11 protein-coding genes and 1 riboswitch are annotated in these 17,273 nt (G+C 43.3%); all 11 genes read right to left on the bottom strand.

The window, feature by feature from the left end; translation table 11 throughout:
- Positions 1 to 6: 6 nt before the first annotated feature.
- A complete protein-coding gene (locus CLHUN_RS08860) occupies positions 7 to 2,241 on the bottom strand; it encodes a PKD domain-containing protein (RefSeq protein WP_080064233.1) in 2,235 nt (744 codons plus the stop codon).
- Positions 2,242 to 2,367: 126 nt separating this feature from the next.
- Entirely contained in the window at positions 2,368 to 3,657 is a 1,290-nt protein-coding gene (locus CLHUN_RS08855; RefSeq protein ID WP_080064232.1) for an S-layer homology domain-containing protein, read from the bottom strand.
- Positions 3,658 to 4,141: 484 nt separating this feature from the next.
- Positions 4,142 to 5,716, bottom strand: a complete 1,575-nt coding sequence (locus tag CLHUN_RS08850) for a recombinase family protein (protein WP_080064231.1) — start codon at positions 5,714 to 5,716, stop codon at positions 4,142 to 4,144.
- A 232-nt stretch (positions 5,717 to 5,948) separates the two neighbouring features.
- Positions 5,949 to 6,809, bottom strand: a complete 861-nt coding sequence (locus CLHUN_RS08845; RefSeq protein WP_080064230.1) for an AraC family transcriptional regulator — start codon at positions 6,807 to 6,809, stop codon at positions 5,949 to 5,951.
- A 20-nt stretch (positions 6,810 to 6,829) separates the two neighbouring features.
- A complete protein-coding gene (locus CLHUN_RS08840; RefSeq protein ID WP_080064229.1) occupies positions 6,830 to 8,350 on the bottom strand; it encodes a GH39 family glycosyl hydrolase in 1,521 nt (506 codons plus the stop codon).
- A complete protein-coding gene (locus CLHUN_RS08835) occupies positions 8,350 to 10,140 on the bottom strand; it encodes a glycoside hydrolase family 28 protein (protein ID WP_165755713.1) in 1,791 nt (596 codons plus the stop codon). The genes CLHUN_RS08840 and CLHUN_RS08835 overlap by 1 nt, the downstream gene beginning before the upstream one ends.
- A 211-nt stretch (positions 10,141 to 10,351) precedes the next feature.
- The gene (gene metE / locus CLHUN_RS08830) at positions 10,352 to 12,640 is read right to left on the bottom strand and encodes a 5-methyltetrahydropteroyltriglutamate--homocysteine S-methyltransferase (protein ID WP_080064227.1); all 2,289 of its coding nucleotides are present in this window, start codon (positions 12,638 to 12,640) and stop codon (positions 10,352 to 10,354) included.
- 85 nt (positions 12,641 to 12,725) lie between these two features.
- Positions 12,726 to 12,936, bottom strand: a riboswitch (cobalamin riboswitch).
- A 146-nt stretch (positions 12,937 to 13,082) separates the two neighbouring features.
- A complete protein-coding gene (locus CLHUN_RS08825; RefSeq protein ID WP_080064226.1) occupies positions 13,083 to 14,180 on the bottom strand; it encodes a GerAB/ArcD/ProY family transporter in 1,098 nt (365 codons plus the stop codon).
- 28 nt (positions 14,181 to 14,208) lie between these two features.
- Complete coding sequence (locus CLHUN_RS08820) at positions 14,209 to 14,433, bottom strand: hypothetical protein (RefSeq protein WP_080064225.1); 225 nt, start codon at positions 14,431 to 14,433, stop codon at positions 14,209 to 14,211.
- 3 nt (positions 14,434 to 14,436) lie between these two features.
- A complete protein-coding gene (locus tag CLHUN_RS08815; RefSeq protein ID WP_080064224.1) occupies positions 14,437 to 15,591 on the bottom strand; it encodes a Ger(x)C family spore germination protein in 1,155 nt (384 codons plus the stop codon).
- Positions 15,588 to 17,144: a spore germination protein gene (locus CLHUN_RS08810; protein WP_207559151.1), complete on the bottom strand. Its 1,557-nt coding sequence runs from the start codon at positions 17,142 to 17,144 to the stop codon at positions 15,588 to 15,590. Before CLHUN_RS08810 ends, CLHUN_RS08815 begins: the two co-directional genes overlap by 4 nt.
- Positions 17,145 to 17,273: the final 129 nt, after the last annotated feature.

Genomic DNA, 17,273 nt, shown 5'->3' with positions numbered 1-17,273 from the left:
TTTTTGTCACCAACTTTTTATTATATGGGATTTATAATCTCCGGGTTTTATAAGCTCCATAATTGCTTCCCCGGGAGCGATATATTCTTCAATATATAATTGCACCCCGTAATTGCCAACCTCGTAGGTGTATAAATCTGCCGCAGGAGCAATGTCACTATCCACCACCAAATGCATCCAGGTATCCGGGTCTTTTGGATTATAGAAGCTTATAAATCCCTGCAAATCAAATACCTCTTTCAGAATTTGAGTTATTGGCCTCTCTTCCGGAACGGGAATTACCAAACCTTTTAAACCGTATATTCCGTCTGTGTCCACATATTTTCCATCAAAATCTCCGTCATTGTCCGCATCGTATACTACGCTCCAGCAGCGCTTGCCAATTGTATCTCCATCAGGTGATACACTGACACAATATAATCGGCCAATCCCGTAATTTTGTGATTTTCCGGTTTCCCTGTCACGTATATTTGCTGCCGTTGCAGTAAAGCCTGCAACAGGCGGCAAATCTCCAGCCACGGTAATCAACTGTACGGCAGTACTGTGATATTTCCCTCCGGCTGTATTTTCAATATACAGCGTCACCCTGTATACCCCTGCTTCCCTGGTCTGAAAATCAAGTCGTCTTTGTCCCTTTAACAGTGCGGCCTGATTGGTTACTGCTCCTATGGTTGTAACAGTACCGTCTTCCAGTCTGACTCCGGCAGCGTCCTCCGCCAGATCGCTCCAGGCTATTGCAGTCCCGGACAGATTGCATACCGGTTCCAGCTTCCAGGTAGTTTTTGACCAATCAATGGGATAATGTTCCGGTGTGAAACTTTGCGAAGCATCCAGTGTAATTTTTCTGTTTTCCTTTATTTTTCCTGAAACAATGATTTTTGCTTGTGGGAATGGTTCTGAAATCTGAACCGACCTGGTGTCATATCCGGAATTGTTTTCATTATCAGTTACCGTAAGGTTTACGTTATAGATACCAGGTGCTGCATACCAGGTTGAACCGTGATCCGAGTTGCCTGTAAATTGTTCAACTGCTCCCGGAAGCCCCCACTTGTATTCTGTAATATATCCGTCCGGGTCATGACTGAGATACCCGTCAAAATTAACATCATTACCGGCATATTCCTGAACCGGCAGGTTTATAACCGCCGCAGGAGGCCGGGAAATCTGCACAGGCCTTGCTTTGTACCAGAAGTATACATACGCCTTCTGTTTGTGGGAAGTAAGAGTAACAGTCTGAGATAAGTCCGGGGTCATTTTTGATTTATCCGGAATTTCTGTTGAAAAAGTGTGATAGGAGCCTTGACCGGCAAATCCTGAAAGTACCGGAAGCACTATGGTTTTTGCAGTTCCCAAGGCTACTCCGGGTATTGTTTGCGCTGAATCAGGAATTTCAGTATTGGTGTCAATATCAATGCATTTAATAAATACGTCTCCTGAATTGGGTGGCAAAGCAATTACATGAACTGTATGTATGGCCGACACAGCCAGGAGACTTCCGTCTTCGCTGTCTGCTGCCGTATTCCTGCCCCTTATCTGAAAGGTATAATCACCAACAGTATCAAGCTTTACGGTGGTTTCGTATTTCATTTGAACAGTTATATCGCTGTTGGGATTATTTTGTACCCCTATGTGCTTTCCGTTTACATACCCTGCAATATGATGAACTCCTGTCCCAAAGCCCTTGAAGGTTACCTCGGTTCCCTGTGCCACAGTGGAGCCGTCAATAGGCAGCGTCATATTTACAACCGGAGTTGGAAGTACTGGTTCGGGTTCCAGTTGATAACTCAGGTCAAAATAGTCACTTTTTGTATTGATTTTGAAAGCATCGGAAAACTCTGAAAAGTTACTGTCTATCTCAGCTTTGGTGTTTGCATATGTATTGAGGGGCGTATACGTTCCGTTAAAATAACTGTATTTTCTTATCCGTGCCTCAGCATAAACGGTGCAGCCAGCTTTTATGATTGCATCATATTTTGATTTATTGCTCACAAGGTCACGAATGGACAATCCGCCGGATATACCTGTAAATTCCCTGGTCCAGCCCGTAGTCAGCGGAAAGGTGTATGTCCTGCCTCCGCCGTCCGTATCAATTTGTGAAAGTGGAACGTATACTTCCACACCTCCGCTTGGATTTCTGAAGGTAAAGTTCCATCCCACGCAGAAGGCCTGGATGGGAGAGTTTGAAGCAACGGAGTCCACGAGCATGGTTAGTGCTTGGTGCTCTTGGTGTTGCATTATCATATTTGATTTCCAAAACACCCGTTCCACTACCTCCACCAATATCAGCATAAACAGTCTGGCTTATGCTAAACAATACTGCTATAATGAATATTAAGATTAGTGTTTTTCCCAATAATTGCTTAATTATCATTTTGAAATCCTTATACCTGAAATTGAATTCATACTTGTAACTTTTAAGCCTTCATCTTCAGGCAAAAAGTGTATTTCAAAGTCTTGTTCATACCATACTCCAAGCTCTAAATGTTTACCTGTTGCTTCTACGCAATCAGCATTAAGTACTTTTGTACTTGTTGAATTTAAATATTTACATTTCATAGTACCTCTCAGCACCGGGTTTCCAAAGTCAGCAAATACAAGCATACCAGTACTCGTTGTAAAATCCCCCTCTGAAACAAGTGTGTTGTTTTTTACATAATCCAAGTTACGCTTCAGGTAATTATTAATAACATTCTTCTCCCAAAGTGACCTTAGATTAGCTTCTAATTCAGCTAACTTTCTATAGTCCGCATTAGCCCACACATTGCCGTATTTCGTTCCCACCCTCACCAGCTCTTTTTCAAATTCTTCAGGTGTCATTTTATATTTAGCTCCCCAGTTTTTTAAATAATCTGTACTCTGCAAATATTTATGGCTCTCATATACAGACGGCCTATACAGTCCCTTCGTATTACTCAGCAGTGTCGCAGGTACATTTTTCACGCTATCCTTCCATGCTGCAAACCGTACCGCCTCTTCCCGGGCTGCTTTTTCCTCCTGTGCCTCAGCCAGCTTGCCCGCCCGGAATTTATCAGGATTTGTTTTATAATCATAAACATTTACTATAACTGCGGCTGTTTCCGCCCTTGTGATATTGCTGTCCGGCTTAAAATACCTCTTATTATCTGACAGTGTACCCAGCATTAAATATTCCTTGTAGGCTGTGCTGCTGTAGCCCGGCTCTGTGTCCACATCGGCATAGGGTGTTTGCATGGCGGTGTCGGCCTGAAGCTTTAACGCCCTGCACAGCATTTCAACCGCCTGCTGTCTGGTAACCGCCTTATTTGGTTCAAAGCTTGTCCCTCTATCTATTATGCCCGCTGTTACTGCTGCTGTTATCCATTCTGCGGCCCAATGGCCGGAAGTGTCCTCCAGGTCATAGCCCTTTAGTTTTTCAAGTCCTGTGGCTTTGCAGACGAAGGTTACAAATTCCGCCCGTGTTACGTTTTTATCAGGGCCGAATTTGTTATTGCCAGTTCCCGAGGTTATCTTTAATTTCACTAATTTCTCAACATATGCAGAATACCAGGAGGTAGCTTTTACGTCTGTAAATCTAGCACCGGAATCAGCGCTGATAGCCTGAAAATTTGCGAGAACTGAAATTGAGACTATAAGCACTGAAATTATTGCTGCTTTTGCTGTTTTTGATACAAAGTTCATAGCTTTCTCCCTGCTTTCTTACATTATGTTAAATTATTAAGGCACATTTTTTGAAGGATTTTAAGATTTGTTGCCCGAAACACCCATTTCCCGGCAACCCCGGTTAATTGAAAATAGAGCGGTACAAGGCCGGCAGCACACGCACAAGCAGAATGCTCAGTCAATAGTGCAAACTTGCCGGGCTTTATAAGAAAATATGTCACTTTACAAAATTCAGGGTTCAAAAAAGATAAGAAATTAATATTTAAAACAAGGTTGTAAAATAAAAAGCCGACACTAACATAAAAATGTAAATATCATAAGCATTAACTTATGTTACATAATATACCATATATGACCAAAATGTCAATACATCAAATTAAATTAACCTGTTGTACTTGTGGTAAACAGGCAGGAAACTGCCTGGATGCTGCCCACTCCCGGACGAGCATAAGCCTCCTTGGCCGCTCCTGCGGTTCCGGAGGCTTATGCAATAATCCCGTACTCAGTTCTTTTTCCAGTTATCATAATTGTACTCGATGACTATAAGCCCGTTCTTTATTTCTTCCCTGCCCAGGCCAATACCTTCAAGCCCGGTATTGTCTCCTCCGTCATATACTATTACTCTGTTCACCATCTGCTCAATTATATTTTTGTTTATCCCCTGAGTTTTTATCCTGTTAATAAGGCTTTCGGCCATATGGAGCTTATCAAGCTGCTTTTTTTCCTCCTCCAGCAGCCGTTCCTTTTCCTTTTTAAGCAAGGCGATTTTTTCCTCAATACCCCTATTCATTCTGATAAACAACTGCTCTGAAATTTTTGCCTCCAGACGGTCAAGATACAATATATCCTGCTGCTTTTGCTTTGCAGCCACCTGCTGGTCAAGCCTCTGTGCCATCTCGGCCCTCCTCTGCCGTTCCTCCTCCTCATTGCAGTATTTCAGATTGAAACTTTCTATCAGTTCCCTGTTTGACAGCATTTCAAGCAGTTCATCGGATATTACGTCCAGAATTGCCTGTTCAGTTACATAGTGGCTTGAACAGCATTCGCTGCCGTTCTTTGAATAGGTACTGCATATGTAGCCCACCGGTCTGTCTCTGCGTACTCTCACATACATGGCCTTACCGCATTTCCCGCAATAAAGCATGTTGCTCAGCAGATGGGATATATTGCGGTTATAGCCCTGGCTGGAGCGCTTTTTGGCGCGTATTTTCTGGACTTCTTCGAAATCTTCATTTTTAACAATAGGCTCATGGGTATTAGTAGTAATAATCCATTTGTCAAAGGGCAGCCTTCTGGTTTTTTTATTTTTAAAGCTGATTTTTTCACTGACCCCCTGAACGGTATCACCTATATATACCCGGTTGCACAGAATCCTTTGGACAGCCACCTGATTCCAGGGTGTAATAGGTATGTCTGAATTTTTGGAGGAGGGCGACGGATAGCCTTTCTTGTTCAGGATATCCGCAATGGCGGCATATCCATAGCCCTGCTTGTATAGTCCGAAAATTTCACGGACCACCGGTGCGGTCCTGGCATCCACCACAAGCTTGTTTTTCTCATTTATGGATTTTACATATCCGTAAGGAGCATTTCCTATGTATTCTCCCTGTTCTATTTTAAACCGGAGGTTCGCTCTGATTTTTTTTGAAATATCCCGGATATACCTTTCGTTATACCAGGTGTCTATGCCCACAGTTTCGTTATCCTTCAGGCTGTCATACCGTCCGTCGGTAGTTATGACCCTCACTCCGTATTCCTCCAGGAAATCAAGAAAGAGCAGCGTTTTTGCATTGTTCCTTCCCAGCCTTGACAGATCCTTCAATAATATCAAATTGACATTGCAGGACAACACGTCCTTCTTCAGCTCTTCCAGGGCATTCCGTTCAAAACCCGAGCCTGAAACATTATCATCCACATAGGTCTTATAAACTGTTCCAAGGTTGTTTCTTCTGACAAAATCAATCAGGAGTTTTTTTTGAGTTTCAATTGTTTCGATATTTTCTTCATTTTCATCCCTGCTCTGCCGTACGTATATTCCAATGTGATAATTGATATCAGGCTTGTTGAATCCAAGCATTATCCGGCTACCCCCTTACCGCCCTCCAAATTATTTTTGACAGGTCTTTGCAATAATCGTGAAGGCTGGAGAACTTCTATTCTAATTATATTCAGCACCCGCTGATATTAAAATTTGTCCAAACAAAATTGGAATCCATCGACTATGGACCGTAAGAGACTTTGGCAAAACGGCAGTTAAAAAAGGGGATGTAAAAAGCCATACCCTGCTTTTTACAAGGTATGGCCTTATATCATTTTGTTCCCGGACTCCCATGTTCCTTTGCATACTGGCCCGGCGGAATTCCTTCTATCCTGTGGAAAGTCCTTATAAAGTTTGCATAATTATTAAATCCCGCAAGAGCCCCTGCTTCGGTGACACTTTTGCCCGCTCCAAGCAATTCCCTTGCACAGGCAACTCTTCTGGCTACAATATAGGACCTTATAGTCAGGCCTGTATGCTTTTTAAACAACCTGCTTATATGTGTTCCATCCAGATAGAATCTTTCACTGATATTATCAAGAGTTATTTCATTGGGTATATTCTGCTCTATATAATTCATTACATTTCTTATCAGTTCGGGCATGATGTTGTTAACCACATGGTTTGAATCCATATAAGCCTGATTGGCCAGTATCAATATTTGTTCGGCACATGCCCGTATCATTATGTCATCGCCGAAATTTTTCTTTTTCTCGGCAAGTATCAGCCTGCCGGCCAATTTTACAAAACGGGCGGAATCCTCCTCCGATAGCCGTATAACATTGTTTTCACCCTGATTTCTCATATTAAAGCAGGCTGCCAGGTTGGTATTCTCACTGGACAACTGGCTCATGTATGCTTCCGATATATATATGGAAATCCGTTCATACGGGTGCTGCTCCATACATACCGCCCTATGCATCTCCTTCTTGTTTATCAGCACCATGTCGCCTTTTCTCAGATCATAACAGTGGTCCTCAATATAGTAGCGGATATTCCCCTGCAGAAACAGATATATTTCATAGCCGTTATGGCGGTGGTATGGCGCTGTAATGGTATATACAGAGGTTATATGCGTCCCATGTATTTCCTTGTCCAGCAGATGAAGTATAGTATCGCTCCTGTCTGTCATTCTCAGTCTCCTGCCCGGCCTTATTCCACTGAAATATCCAGTGAATTCATAACCTTGTTGTAATCATAGCCTCTGTCGGAGGACACGGGGGCTTCAAATATTTCAAAATACACAACTGCATTTTGCTGCAATTCCAGTGCTACAGCCACCGTGCCTGCTGAGCCCTTCAGCCTTTGTGTCGTTACCAGCGGCTGTGCGGACTCCCTCAGCAGTTTAAGCTGAGCGGTACCGGGATTGGCCGGTTCACCCAGGTCATGCCACACCTTCAGCGGATTGCAGTGCTTTTCATCCACAATTTTTTGTACCAGACAATATTCCTCATCTCCCGCGGGCAATTCACAGGTAATATTAAGAATTTCTCCGGTATTATCATAGTTGAGATTCCATGCAACTCCGCAGTACTTATCCTGTTTTTGCACTACTACCAGTTCCCTTTCCCTGCAAACACACTTCCCCTGCAATTCCCTGAAAAATTTAAAGGTCCAGAAGGTGGGCTTTGGAACCAGCCCATTTGCCACAAGGCCGAAGCCCCCATGGAAAGGTGTATACGGCACTCCCCGTTCTTCAAAAACATCACCGAAGGTCCAGTATGAATAGGACTCGTTGTCTTCCCCCAGCTTTGACAGAAGGTATGCTATATATGCGGCATTGCGGTTGGTGTCATGCAGAGGGCTGTCCGGTATATATGCAGTATTGAACTCCGTTATGTGTATGTGCATGCCCTGGAATTCGGGAAAGCTGTCTACAATCTTTCGGGTGGTATTAAGTTCTTTCAGTCCCGCATCAGGGTCTCCCAGGCGTGCATACTCGTAATGGCCTTCCCTCTCCGGCGGATGGATGGTATAGTGGTGCCGCGTTACAAAGTCCAGCGGCGCCTGGCTGCTCTTTACAAACTCCAAAAATTCAGTCATCCACACCTCGTCGTCAACTCCGCATATGGCAGGACCTCCAACCTTGAAATTTTTATTTACTGCTTTAATTGCATTTGCCGTATATTCATACAGCTTGAAATATTCCTTCATGTCGGCATCCTTCCAGAAGCCTTTGAGATTTGGTTCATTCCAGACCTCAATGGGCCAGCCGGTCACCTCTGCTTCACCATACCTTTTTATGAGATGCCTGAGCGTTTCCTGCACAAGGGCCGCCCATCTTTCATAGCTGACCGGAGGCGTTACGTTCCCTTTCCAATAAAACACCGTCTGATCCCCGCTTGCAAGCTTTTCGGGCATAAAGCCCAGTTCCAGGAAGGGCCGTATGTTCAGAGACAGATAATCATCCATAACCCTGTCCAGATAAGTAAATTTGTATTCGGAAACAATATTTCCCTCCGCATCCTTATACTCCTGATATATGGCCATGTCATCACAAAACAGCCCATGGCCTCTTATATGAGAAAAACCGATTTCCTCCTGGACCATTTTGAGCTGCTCCTGGTATTCCTTGTGCAATGCAAGCCCCATTCTTCCGGTTCCCACACAATAGGTGGCATTGTTGTGAAAGGCCACTTCCTTACCTGACTCAATGTGAAAAAGCTTATCCATTATCCTTCCTCCTCAAAAACTATTTTTTCCCTTGCATCATTCAGTGCTATTTTTGTTGAACAATTTTCAAAGACTATATTTTCTCCATGGCGTATATAGTATGCTGAAGCCGGCAAAATTCCAAAGCAATTTGATTCAGGATACTGGCTGCCCAGTTCTGCGGGTGAGCCTGGTATTTCATGGGCTCCTCCCGGAAATACCGCATTGACATTTTGAAAATAAATATTTCTGATAGGGTATACAATGCCCTCCTTTTTATACCCTCCCAGATAGGTTCCATAATTTCTTCTCACCTGGTTTACTTCTATATCCTTAAAGTATACATTTTTAATGGAACCAATCCGCTTTTCTCCCCAGTGCGGAGTTCGTCCCTTGTCTCCAATCAGTATGAAAAAAGCACTTTCAACATTATTTATTATAAGCCTCTCAAACAAAAGGTTGTCTATTATCCCGCCATCAACGCTCTGTATGCTTATTCCGCAGGTACGGGTATCCTTTACTATGCAGTCTTGCACCGTGCAGTTTGTAAACCCGCCGTAACTGTATGTTCCGAACTTGATTCCATTTGCCATTGTGCTGATAACCATGCAATTGCGAACCAGTACATTGTCGCAGCCGCTTTCATTCCCGCTTTTAAAGCAAATGGTATCATCATCTGATTTCAAACTGCAGTTTTCTATCAGCACATCCAGGCAATCACAAATGTCTATACCGTCACGGTTTGGATACCAGCAGGAATATTCATTGATATCACGTATATACAGTCTGTCGCATTCCACCACGGGAATTGTCCACATGCCCGCATCTGTGACATATAAGTCACAGATTACCGCATTATCACAGCCAACCAGCAAAACCGCACAAGGCCTGCTGCTTTCAGACCCGTAAGGCCCTTGGAAATCTCCGCTGCCATCTATGGTTCCTCCTCCCATAATCCTTATATTGTTCTTCCCATCGGCATAAATAAGAGATTTCTGGGGGCCTTGCACCAGCATATTCCAGTTTGGGTTATCTCTGCTGATTCTTGCAGGATAGGCATCTCTGTCTAAAACTCCTTTTAATACCGCATCACCTTCAATATACAAAGTAACATTTTCTCTCAATTCAATGGAACAGGACAGATATGTACCCTCCTGCAAATAAACCACACCTCCTCCGGCTTCTCCGCATTCATCTATCAGAGTCTGAAGTTCTCCTGTCACGTTTGTCTTTCCGTCTGCAATTACCCCTCTGTCTTTTGCACTCCAGATTTTCCCGCCCATTGCCGCATCAAAAACCGACTGGATGGGATTTCTGTATATACAAACCAGCCTGCTGCATATTGTTCCCCCTGCACTTCCCATGGAAAACGAGGCCAGTGAGCGGGCGGCATGCATAAGCTTTGCATTCAGGAGCTGCCTCTCTCCGTCAATATAAAGGCTGTAAGTATTTGCTTTAATATCCACGGAAATATATACATAGTACCAGTCATCACTGTTATAATGACACAATTTGTATTTTCTGCTCCCGTCATAGCCGTAGAAAAAAGCGCCCTCGGTATTTACTTCCAGCAGCTTTTCACCAGTCTCCGAGTATAAGGTGGCAATGTTTACTCCCCTTGTGGGATTGTCCAATTTTACAAGAACCGAAACTACTATTTTTCCTGACAGAGCATCAAAATGCCAGTTTCTTGCATTGCCTTCCCCCTGAATGTAAAAAGTTTCATTGTCATATACGGTATACCGGATGTCTGAAAGCTGCGCCACATCCATCCGGCTGCTGCAATCAGCCCTGCGTTTCTTATGATCCATATGCATCCTTACTCCCCCTTTTATAATACATATTATCACATTTTAGTGCAATTTTTATTGCAGCAAATGCTGAATATATTGCTCGAAACGATATCCGTCACGTTGTGTATATGCTGCCCCTAAATATAAAAACACTGGAACAGCTCTTTGTAATAAGGCTATTCCAGTGTTTCCTTGCATAATCCAGTACCGCATTGCCGCCGTCAGGTTTTTACAGCCTGCCCAGCGAGTTTCTCAGCTCCTTTGCGGCAGCCACCAGGTTTTTAAGGCTTTCCACCGTTTCAGGCTCGCCTCTGGTTTTCAAACCGCAGTCGGGATTTACCCACAATTTCTCAGCCTTAATCTTTTCAAGCATTAAACCCAATGCCTCAACAATTTCTTTCCTGTGGGGTATTCGCGGCGAATGAATGTCGTACACTCCCGGACCCACTTCTGTCTTAAAGCCGGCCTTGTTCAGGGCGTCAATGATTGAAAGGTTTGAGCGGGAGGCCTCAAAGGAAATCACATCCGCATCCATGGCATCAATATATCCGACTATATCCTCAAACTCGCTGTAGCACATGTGCGTGTGAATCTGGGTTTGGGCACTTACTCCGGAATGTGTCAGTCTGAAGGCCGGAATGGCCCAGTCCAGGTAATCCTGCTCCCAGTCGGCTCTTCTTAAGGGCAGCTTTTCTTTTAATGCGGCCTCATCTATCTGTATTATTCCTATGCCTGCCGCTTCCAGCTCCATTACTTCTTCCCTTATGGCCAGAGCCAACTGCAGGGCCATTTCCCTGTTTGACACATCCTCTCTTGGAAAGGACCAGTTAAGTATTGTCACCGGACCGGTCAGCATGCCCTTGACCGGCTTGGAGGTCAGGCTCCGGGCATATTTGCTGTACTCTACGGTAATCGGCTTCCTTCTCTTTATGTCATTCCATATGACAGGGGGCTTTACGCAGCGGGTACCATAGGACTGCACCCAACCCTTTTCGGTAAACAGACAACCCTCCAGATTTTCACCGAAGTGTTCCACCATGTCGTTTCGCTCAAATTCCCCATGCACCAGGACATCCAGCCCTATTTCTTCCTGAAGGGCAATGCACTCTGATATTTTTTGCCTTATGAATGCCTTGTACTCTTCAGTGGATATTTCCTTTTTTCGATAGCTGGCCCTGCAGGCTTTCACAGGGGCGGTCTGCGGGAAAGAGCCTATTGTGGTTGTGGGGAGCACAGGCAGCTTCAGTTTCTCTTTCTGAAGCTTCTCCCGTACTTCAAAAGCGGGATTTCTTATGAAATCCTCCTCTTTTAGCTCCGATATTTTTGCTTTTATACTTTCGTTTGAAAATTCCTGTTTGGATTTCAGCAACAAATTGTTGCGCAGATATATTTCATTTGAAGAATATGCGGAGCCGGAGAATAATTCCCTTAATTCCCTCAATTCCTCAAGTTTTTCCTGTGCAAAGGCCAGGTGCTGCTTGTATTTGCCGTCCATGGAGCTTTCACTGTCAAGGGTATAGGGAACATGCAGGAGAGAGCAGGAGGTGGAAATAACTATTCTGTCCCTTTCGGCTTTCTCCTCCAACTGTCTGAGAAGCAGCAGAGTCTTTTCATAATTGTTCCGCCAGATGTTCTTGCCGTTCACCACACCTGCAAAAAGCAGGGTGGCTTTTGGAAACCCGTTAACCTGCACAAGCTCCAGATTTTTTTTACCTTCTGTAAAGTCCAGGCCTATGCCGTCAAACCCAAGTTTAATTACCTCACTGCAGATATCCCGTATATCTCCGAAATAGGTTTGAAGCTTTATTTTAACAGTTCTTCCGGCTCCAAGCAGTCGTGTGTATATTGCCGTAAACAGGCTGATATCCTCCTGGTCAAGGTCGGTTACAAGAGAAGGTTCATCCAACTGAAGCCATTTGCACTTCAAGCTGCCCAACTCCTGAATTATTTGAGCATATGCATCCGCAATGTCCTGTATAAAGGCCTCTCTGCCGGCATTACCCCTTATATCGGCCAGCTTCAGAAAGGTAAAGGGCCCGATTATTACAGGAACTGTTTCAATTCCCAGGGATAATGCCTCATTATATTGTTCCAAAGGCTTTCTTCCGTTTAATCTGATTTTTGTATTTTCGTCAAGAACAGGAACCATGTAATGATAGTTTGTATTGAACCATTTTCGCATGGATAATGCTTTTGCATCGCCCTTTTTTCCCTGATATCCTCTGGCCATGGCAAAATATGTTTCCAGGCCGTTCAGTTCCAGCTTCTGATAGGTTTCAGGTATTACGTTCAACAGATATGCGGTATCAAGTACCCCATCATAAAAAGAGAAATCATTTGACGGTATAAAATCTATACCTGTTTGCTGCAGCAGTTGCCACTGCTCTTTTCTTAAATTCCTTGAATTGCTTTCCAGTGTTTCGGCAGAGAGCTTGCCTTTTAAAAAGTCCTCTGTCCAGAATTTCAACTCTCTTTGGCCACCAACTCTGGGATAGCCCACAATTGCATTTTTACACATAGTTATTCCCTCCATTTTTTCAGGAGAAAACAGGTCAATAATAAATTATCTCCTATCTTCCTTCCCCAAGATATTTTCTTGCCGATAAACGGCTTTTGACCAGGCAGGTCTCCTGACTTCTCTTCTTCCTCTGCTTCCTGCCTTCCCGATATGGTATCAGTGGCGAGATTTTGTCTCACGGAAGCTTCGTCCAAGTTACAGTAGTGGGTGCTGCTCCGGAATTTCACCGGATTCCCTATTATCTTTGGGTTTATGAGCTTTCACATACCCAAAGCACCTGAGCAAATAAATTATGTATTGCTATTAATCCCTTGCTTTCTTTAACACCACCTCCTTAAATTCCCCTGTGGAATCCGACATGCATAAATTAATATTTCCATTTAAATTATTTAGCAGTATATCAATAAAAAAAGCATTTGTCAAAGCTAAAATCAAGCACCGGTCAGGCAGGTTTCTTTTTCCTTGAAAGCAGCTTCCTGGCTCCAATTGCCATATAGGTAACTGCAGGCATAAATACCTCGAAAGTAAAGGAATAGTACTTGTATATATTATTGGCCCAATCAAACATTTCAGATGTATTCTTATAAATGATTATTGACAGGATTAACATGGCCAGGCCCAGCGGCGCCACTATTTTCCGGTAATTTGAATAGCCCAGCAGATGTGCGGCGCCAATGGCTGTACCATACAGGCACACGCTTATCTTTATAAAGCCTGCAAAAAGGAAAACCATTGCAACGGTAATTTCTATCCTCTCCAGAAAATCACCAATATTTATCAACCTTACTGAAGCATAGGTAGGAAAGAACAAAATATCTATGTTTGGAAATCCCAGGGAAAGAAGAGTCCGGACTGAAACCAGCAGAATAAATGTCCCGCTGATTATCAAATTCCAAAAGTACACCTTGTATACCTTTTCTTTTTTAGTGAGCTGGTTGAAAAAAGTTAAAAAAATTACTGTTTCAGAAAACGGAAATGCAAAAACTGAAAAAGCACTGTCCATCACCGGAGCAAATCCATTATATAAAACCGGCTTAAGGTTTTCAAAATCAAGTATGGGCGCAAACAACATGGTCACTGCCAAAATAACCAGTACCATAACGGGAAGCATAATGGACGTCCATCTGCTGATAACCTCTATCCCCGCCTTCACTGCCCATATGCATAAAACTATCATAAACAAGCCTATAATATTCTGCGGCGTTTCGGGCAGTGAAACACTGACAATAAATTCTGTAAAATTCCTGATTACAAGTGCACCAAGATGAAATACGTACCAGATAAACACAAAGGACATGAGCTTTCCAATAATATTGCCATACACGGCGTCAAAAATCCCATATATGTTTTTATCCGGATAAAGCCTTTGAAGCCTGCAATAGAGAAGCAATACGGGGACTGACATCAGCATGGACAGCAATATTGACAGCCAGACATCATTCTTTGCCGTACCTCCCGCACCCAGCACAAGAGTACTGCCCAATGTAAACATAATCATTATGGCCAAAGCCTGTCTTTCGGTGATCAACTCCTTACCCATGCTTTCCTCCCTTCCCTGTTTTATAAAATCACTTCAATTGCAAATGCCAGATAGTGGCTACCACCTTCTTCAAGGGCTGGGAAGGGCTTGGAATTACTACTTCAAGGCTAATCAGTATTGAAGCGGTATACACCAGTATAATCAGCGATATAAACGCTCCTGCAGCAAGTCGCTTTTTTTCTTTGATTATTGGGACAAGATCCCTTACAATATAATAAATTATAATACCTGTTAATTCCAATAAAAAAATCATTACCTAGTCTCCCATCATAATCGACTTGGAAAGCAGCCCTGAATGGTTGACTTTTACATCAACGTCCACTTTAACCGGAACATCCTTGAAAATATCAGCCCATTGAGGTTGGATTTTTTTCCATAAATCAGGGATATCTTCTTTTACACTCTTTCCAAAGCCGAAAATGTCAATATCATATTCAAGCTGTACAGCTCTAATAACCCTCTCCACCTCTTTTTTCAGCATTTTCTCAGCTTCGTTTGCAACTTTTTCAAATTCAAGATTATTTTTGTACTTCGCATTATTATCAACTTCACCCAGGTTGGTCTTTGTCCTGATAGTCAGTTCAAAATGCAGTTTACCATTGGAGTATACCGGCTTTATTTCAGTTTTGCTTTTCTCTATCTCAAGGGTAATGTCTGAAATGTTCTTGCCCTGCTTTTCTTGCAGGACCAATAGCCCGCCGTAAACCTTATTTATTATGAAGAGATAGTATTTTGTATCTTCTTCATTGAACATGTAAGCAAGTTTATCCTTTTTGAAAACTGCCGTTCCCGACAATTGGGAGGTTTCAATCCCAGAATTTTTCTTTAACCCTATAACCGGCACCACTGCTGAAACACCCTCATCTCCCAGGGCATTAATAAATTGGTATACCTCCGTCTTGACAGACTTGGACAAAGCTTTTTCCACATCAAGCATCTCATTTACTTCAAATGCTCTGACTTCAGTGGTTATGCTCTGGGAATTAAGTATTTGGGCCGCAGTATCCTCTTTTGAGATCAGAATATCAATGGATAATCTTGGTTCGGCATCTCTGGCCAAAAAATCCAGAATCTGCAATATGCCTTCCCTGGCAACTTTCTGGCTTATTACAATTGTTTCAACATGGCCCCAGTACAGCTTCTGGGAATTGAATTTTATTGTATTTCGTACTGCGTCAAAAAAGGAATCTCCATAGCTCTCCAGCTTTTTTGAATGAATAACCACATCTTTTCCGCCGCTCTTCAGGTCAATGATTTCTACCGTAAGCTTGTATTTGCCGTCCTGAGTCTTATCAACGGCAGCTCCCGAGACAATGGACATCTGATTTATTTCTCTGTAGTTCCAGCAGCCGGTGGTAAAAAGGGCAGGTATTGAACATATTAAAATGGTACAAAGCACTCTTTTTATCATTTTCCTTTTCTTCCCATCGCGTGACGAAGCTTATTGCCCGCAGATATCAATTTTGGTCTTGAATCCATGTACCACAGTGGAGCCCTTATGATAACATCCTTCAAGTCACCGGGGTTCATTGAGGTTAAATACAACAGGTACGGCACTCCAAAGGAGCGCAGCTCGCACAGGTGCAGCAGGACACCGGTGATGCCGAAAATCAGCCCGTAAAAACCCATATATGAAGCTAATATCAGTAACATAACCCTCATTATTATTGCCGCTCCCAGTATTTTAGGAATCATAAGGCTGGTGATGCCGGAAATGGCAACCACAATGACAATAGGCGCACTTACAAGCTTTGCTTCCACAGATGCCTGCCCCAGCACCAGAGCGCCGACAATGCTCAGTGCCTGTCCAATATTTGTAGGCATGCGGGTACCGGTTTCTCTCAGTATCTCAAAAATAAACAAAAGCACCATTGTCTCCACTATGGTGGGAAAGGGCACTCCCTGTCTGGCCGCAGATATGCTGATCAGCAAGGGTGTAGGTATCATTTCCTGATGAAAGGTCATCAGCGCAACATAGATTGCAGGAACTGTCACTGTAAGTATGAAGCCTATTATTCTGAGAATCCTGCTTATAGATGAAAAGTAGAAATTTATATAATAGTCTTCACTTGCCTGAAAGTACTCCAGAAATAAAAATGGCACTGTCAGGACAACCGGTGTTCCGTCCACCAGTACCGCTATTCTCCCTTCCAGCAGCTTTCCCGCGACAACGTCAGGTCTCTCAGTACTCCCTACTGTCTTGAAGGGGGAATATGCCTCATCATCAATGAATTCTTCAATATAACCTGAAGCTATAACCCCGTCTATATTGATTCTCTTTATTCTTCTCTCCAGCTCCCTTAGTATTTCTTTGTTGACCAGACTGTCCATGTAACAGATGCATACCTTTGTACGGGTCTTTTCACCTATTGTCAGCAGCCTGGATTTCAGGTCAGGGGTTTCAAGCCTTCTTCTAATCAGGGACAAATTGACCATCAACCCTTCTGTGAAACCCTCTCTCGGGCCTCTTATGGTTTTTTCCCCCTCTGGCTCTTCCACAGCTCTGCCCTTAACCTCCAGGGTACTGATAATCAATGCCTGTGGTGCCCCCTCCAGCAGGAGTACCGTGTCTCCCATCAGGATTGAGTGCATCAGCGTGCTGACTTCAGAGCTCTTCTTAACCTGACTGGAGGTAATCACTTTATTCTCCATCTGCAGCAGGGTGTCGCTTAAGCTTTTCAGGCTGGAGTTCTGTGTTATCGGCCGTATTATGTTTTCGTTGACAGTAGAGATATCAATCATTTCCTCCATAAAAAGTACACAGCATTTTATGTGCCTGTTGTGCTGGTTTTCTATGTTCCTTATAGCAAAGGTGTCCTCATCGCAAAAAATATTTTTAAACAGCTCTATGTTTTCTCCCAGGGAAGTGCCTATAATGCCTGCATCAGCTTGTTCGGGAGAGGTCGGCCCATTTCTTCCTGCAATACTCTTTCTTCTGTTCCAAAAAGTCAATATAATCACCATACCTATGATATTTTAATTATTGTATGCAACTGCACGGGTATTATTCTGCAAATAATAATGAAGCCACCTTGCCTTGTCTTCTGTCGTTAAAATCAGCCGGATTCCGTGTACAAAAAATAAAGCCCTGTT

Source organism: Ruminiclostridium hungatei (assembly GCF_002051585.1).
GTDB classification, from domain to species: domain Bacteria; phylum Bacillota; class Clostridia; order Acetivibrionales; family DSM-1351; genus Ruminiclostridium; species Ruminiclostridium hungatei.
Note: the sequence above shows the minus strand (reverse complement) of the source record. Positions and strands in the feature narration are given on the sequence as shown.

Coding starts and splice junctions, on each gene's coding strand:
- CLHUN_RS08860 (WP_080064233.1), bottom strand. CDS start 2,241: ATGATAATGCAACACCAAGAGCACCAAGCACTAACCATGCTCGTGGAC.
- CLHUN_RS08855 (WP_080064232.1), bottom strand. CDS start 3,657: ATGAACTTTGTATCAAAAACAGCAAAAGCAGCAATAATTTCAGTGCTT.
- CLHUN_RS08850 (WP_080064231.1), bottom strand. CDS start 5,716: ATGCTTGGATTCAACAAGCCTGATATCAATTATCACATTGGAATATAC.
- CLHUN_RS08845 (WP_080064230.1), bottom strand. CDS start 6,809: ATGACAGACAGGAGCGATACTATACTTCATCTGCTGGACAAGGAAATA.
- CLHUN_RS08840 (WP_080064229.1), bottom strand. CDS start 8,350: ATGGATAAGCTTTTTCACATTGAGTCAGGTAAGGAAGTGGCCTTTCAC.
- CLHUN_RS08835 (WP_165755713.1), bottom strand. CDS start 10,140: ATGGATCATAAGAAACGCAGGGCTGATTGCAGCAGCCGGATGGATGTG.
- metE (WP_080064227.1), bottom strand. CDS start 12,640: ATGTGTAAAAATGCAATTGTGGGCTATCCCAGAGTTGGTGGCCAAAGA.
- CLHUN_RS08825 (WP_080064226.1), bottom strand. CDS start 14,180: ATGGGTAAGGAGTTGATCACCGAAAGACAGGCTTTGGCCATAATGATT.
- CLHUN_RS08820 (WP_080064225.1), bottom strand. CDS start 14,433: ATGATTTTTTTATTGGAATTAACAGGTATTATAATTTATTATATTGTA.
- CLHUN_RS08815 (WP_080064224.1), bottom strand. CDS start 15,591: ATGATAAAAAGAGTGCTTTGTACCATTTTAATATGTTCAATACCTGCC.
- CLHUN_RS08810 (WP_207559151.1), bottom strand. CDS start 17,144: ATGGTGATTATATTGACTTTTTGGAACAGAAGAAAGAGTATTGCAGGA.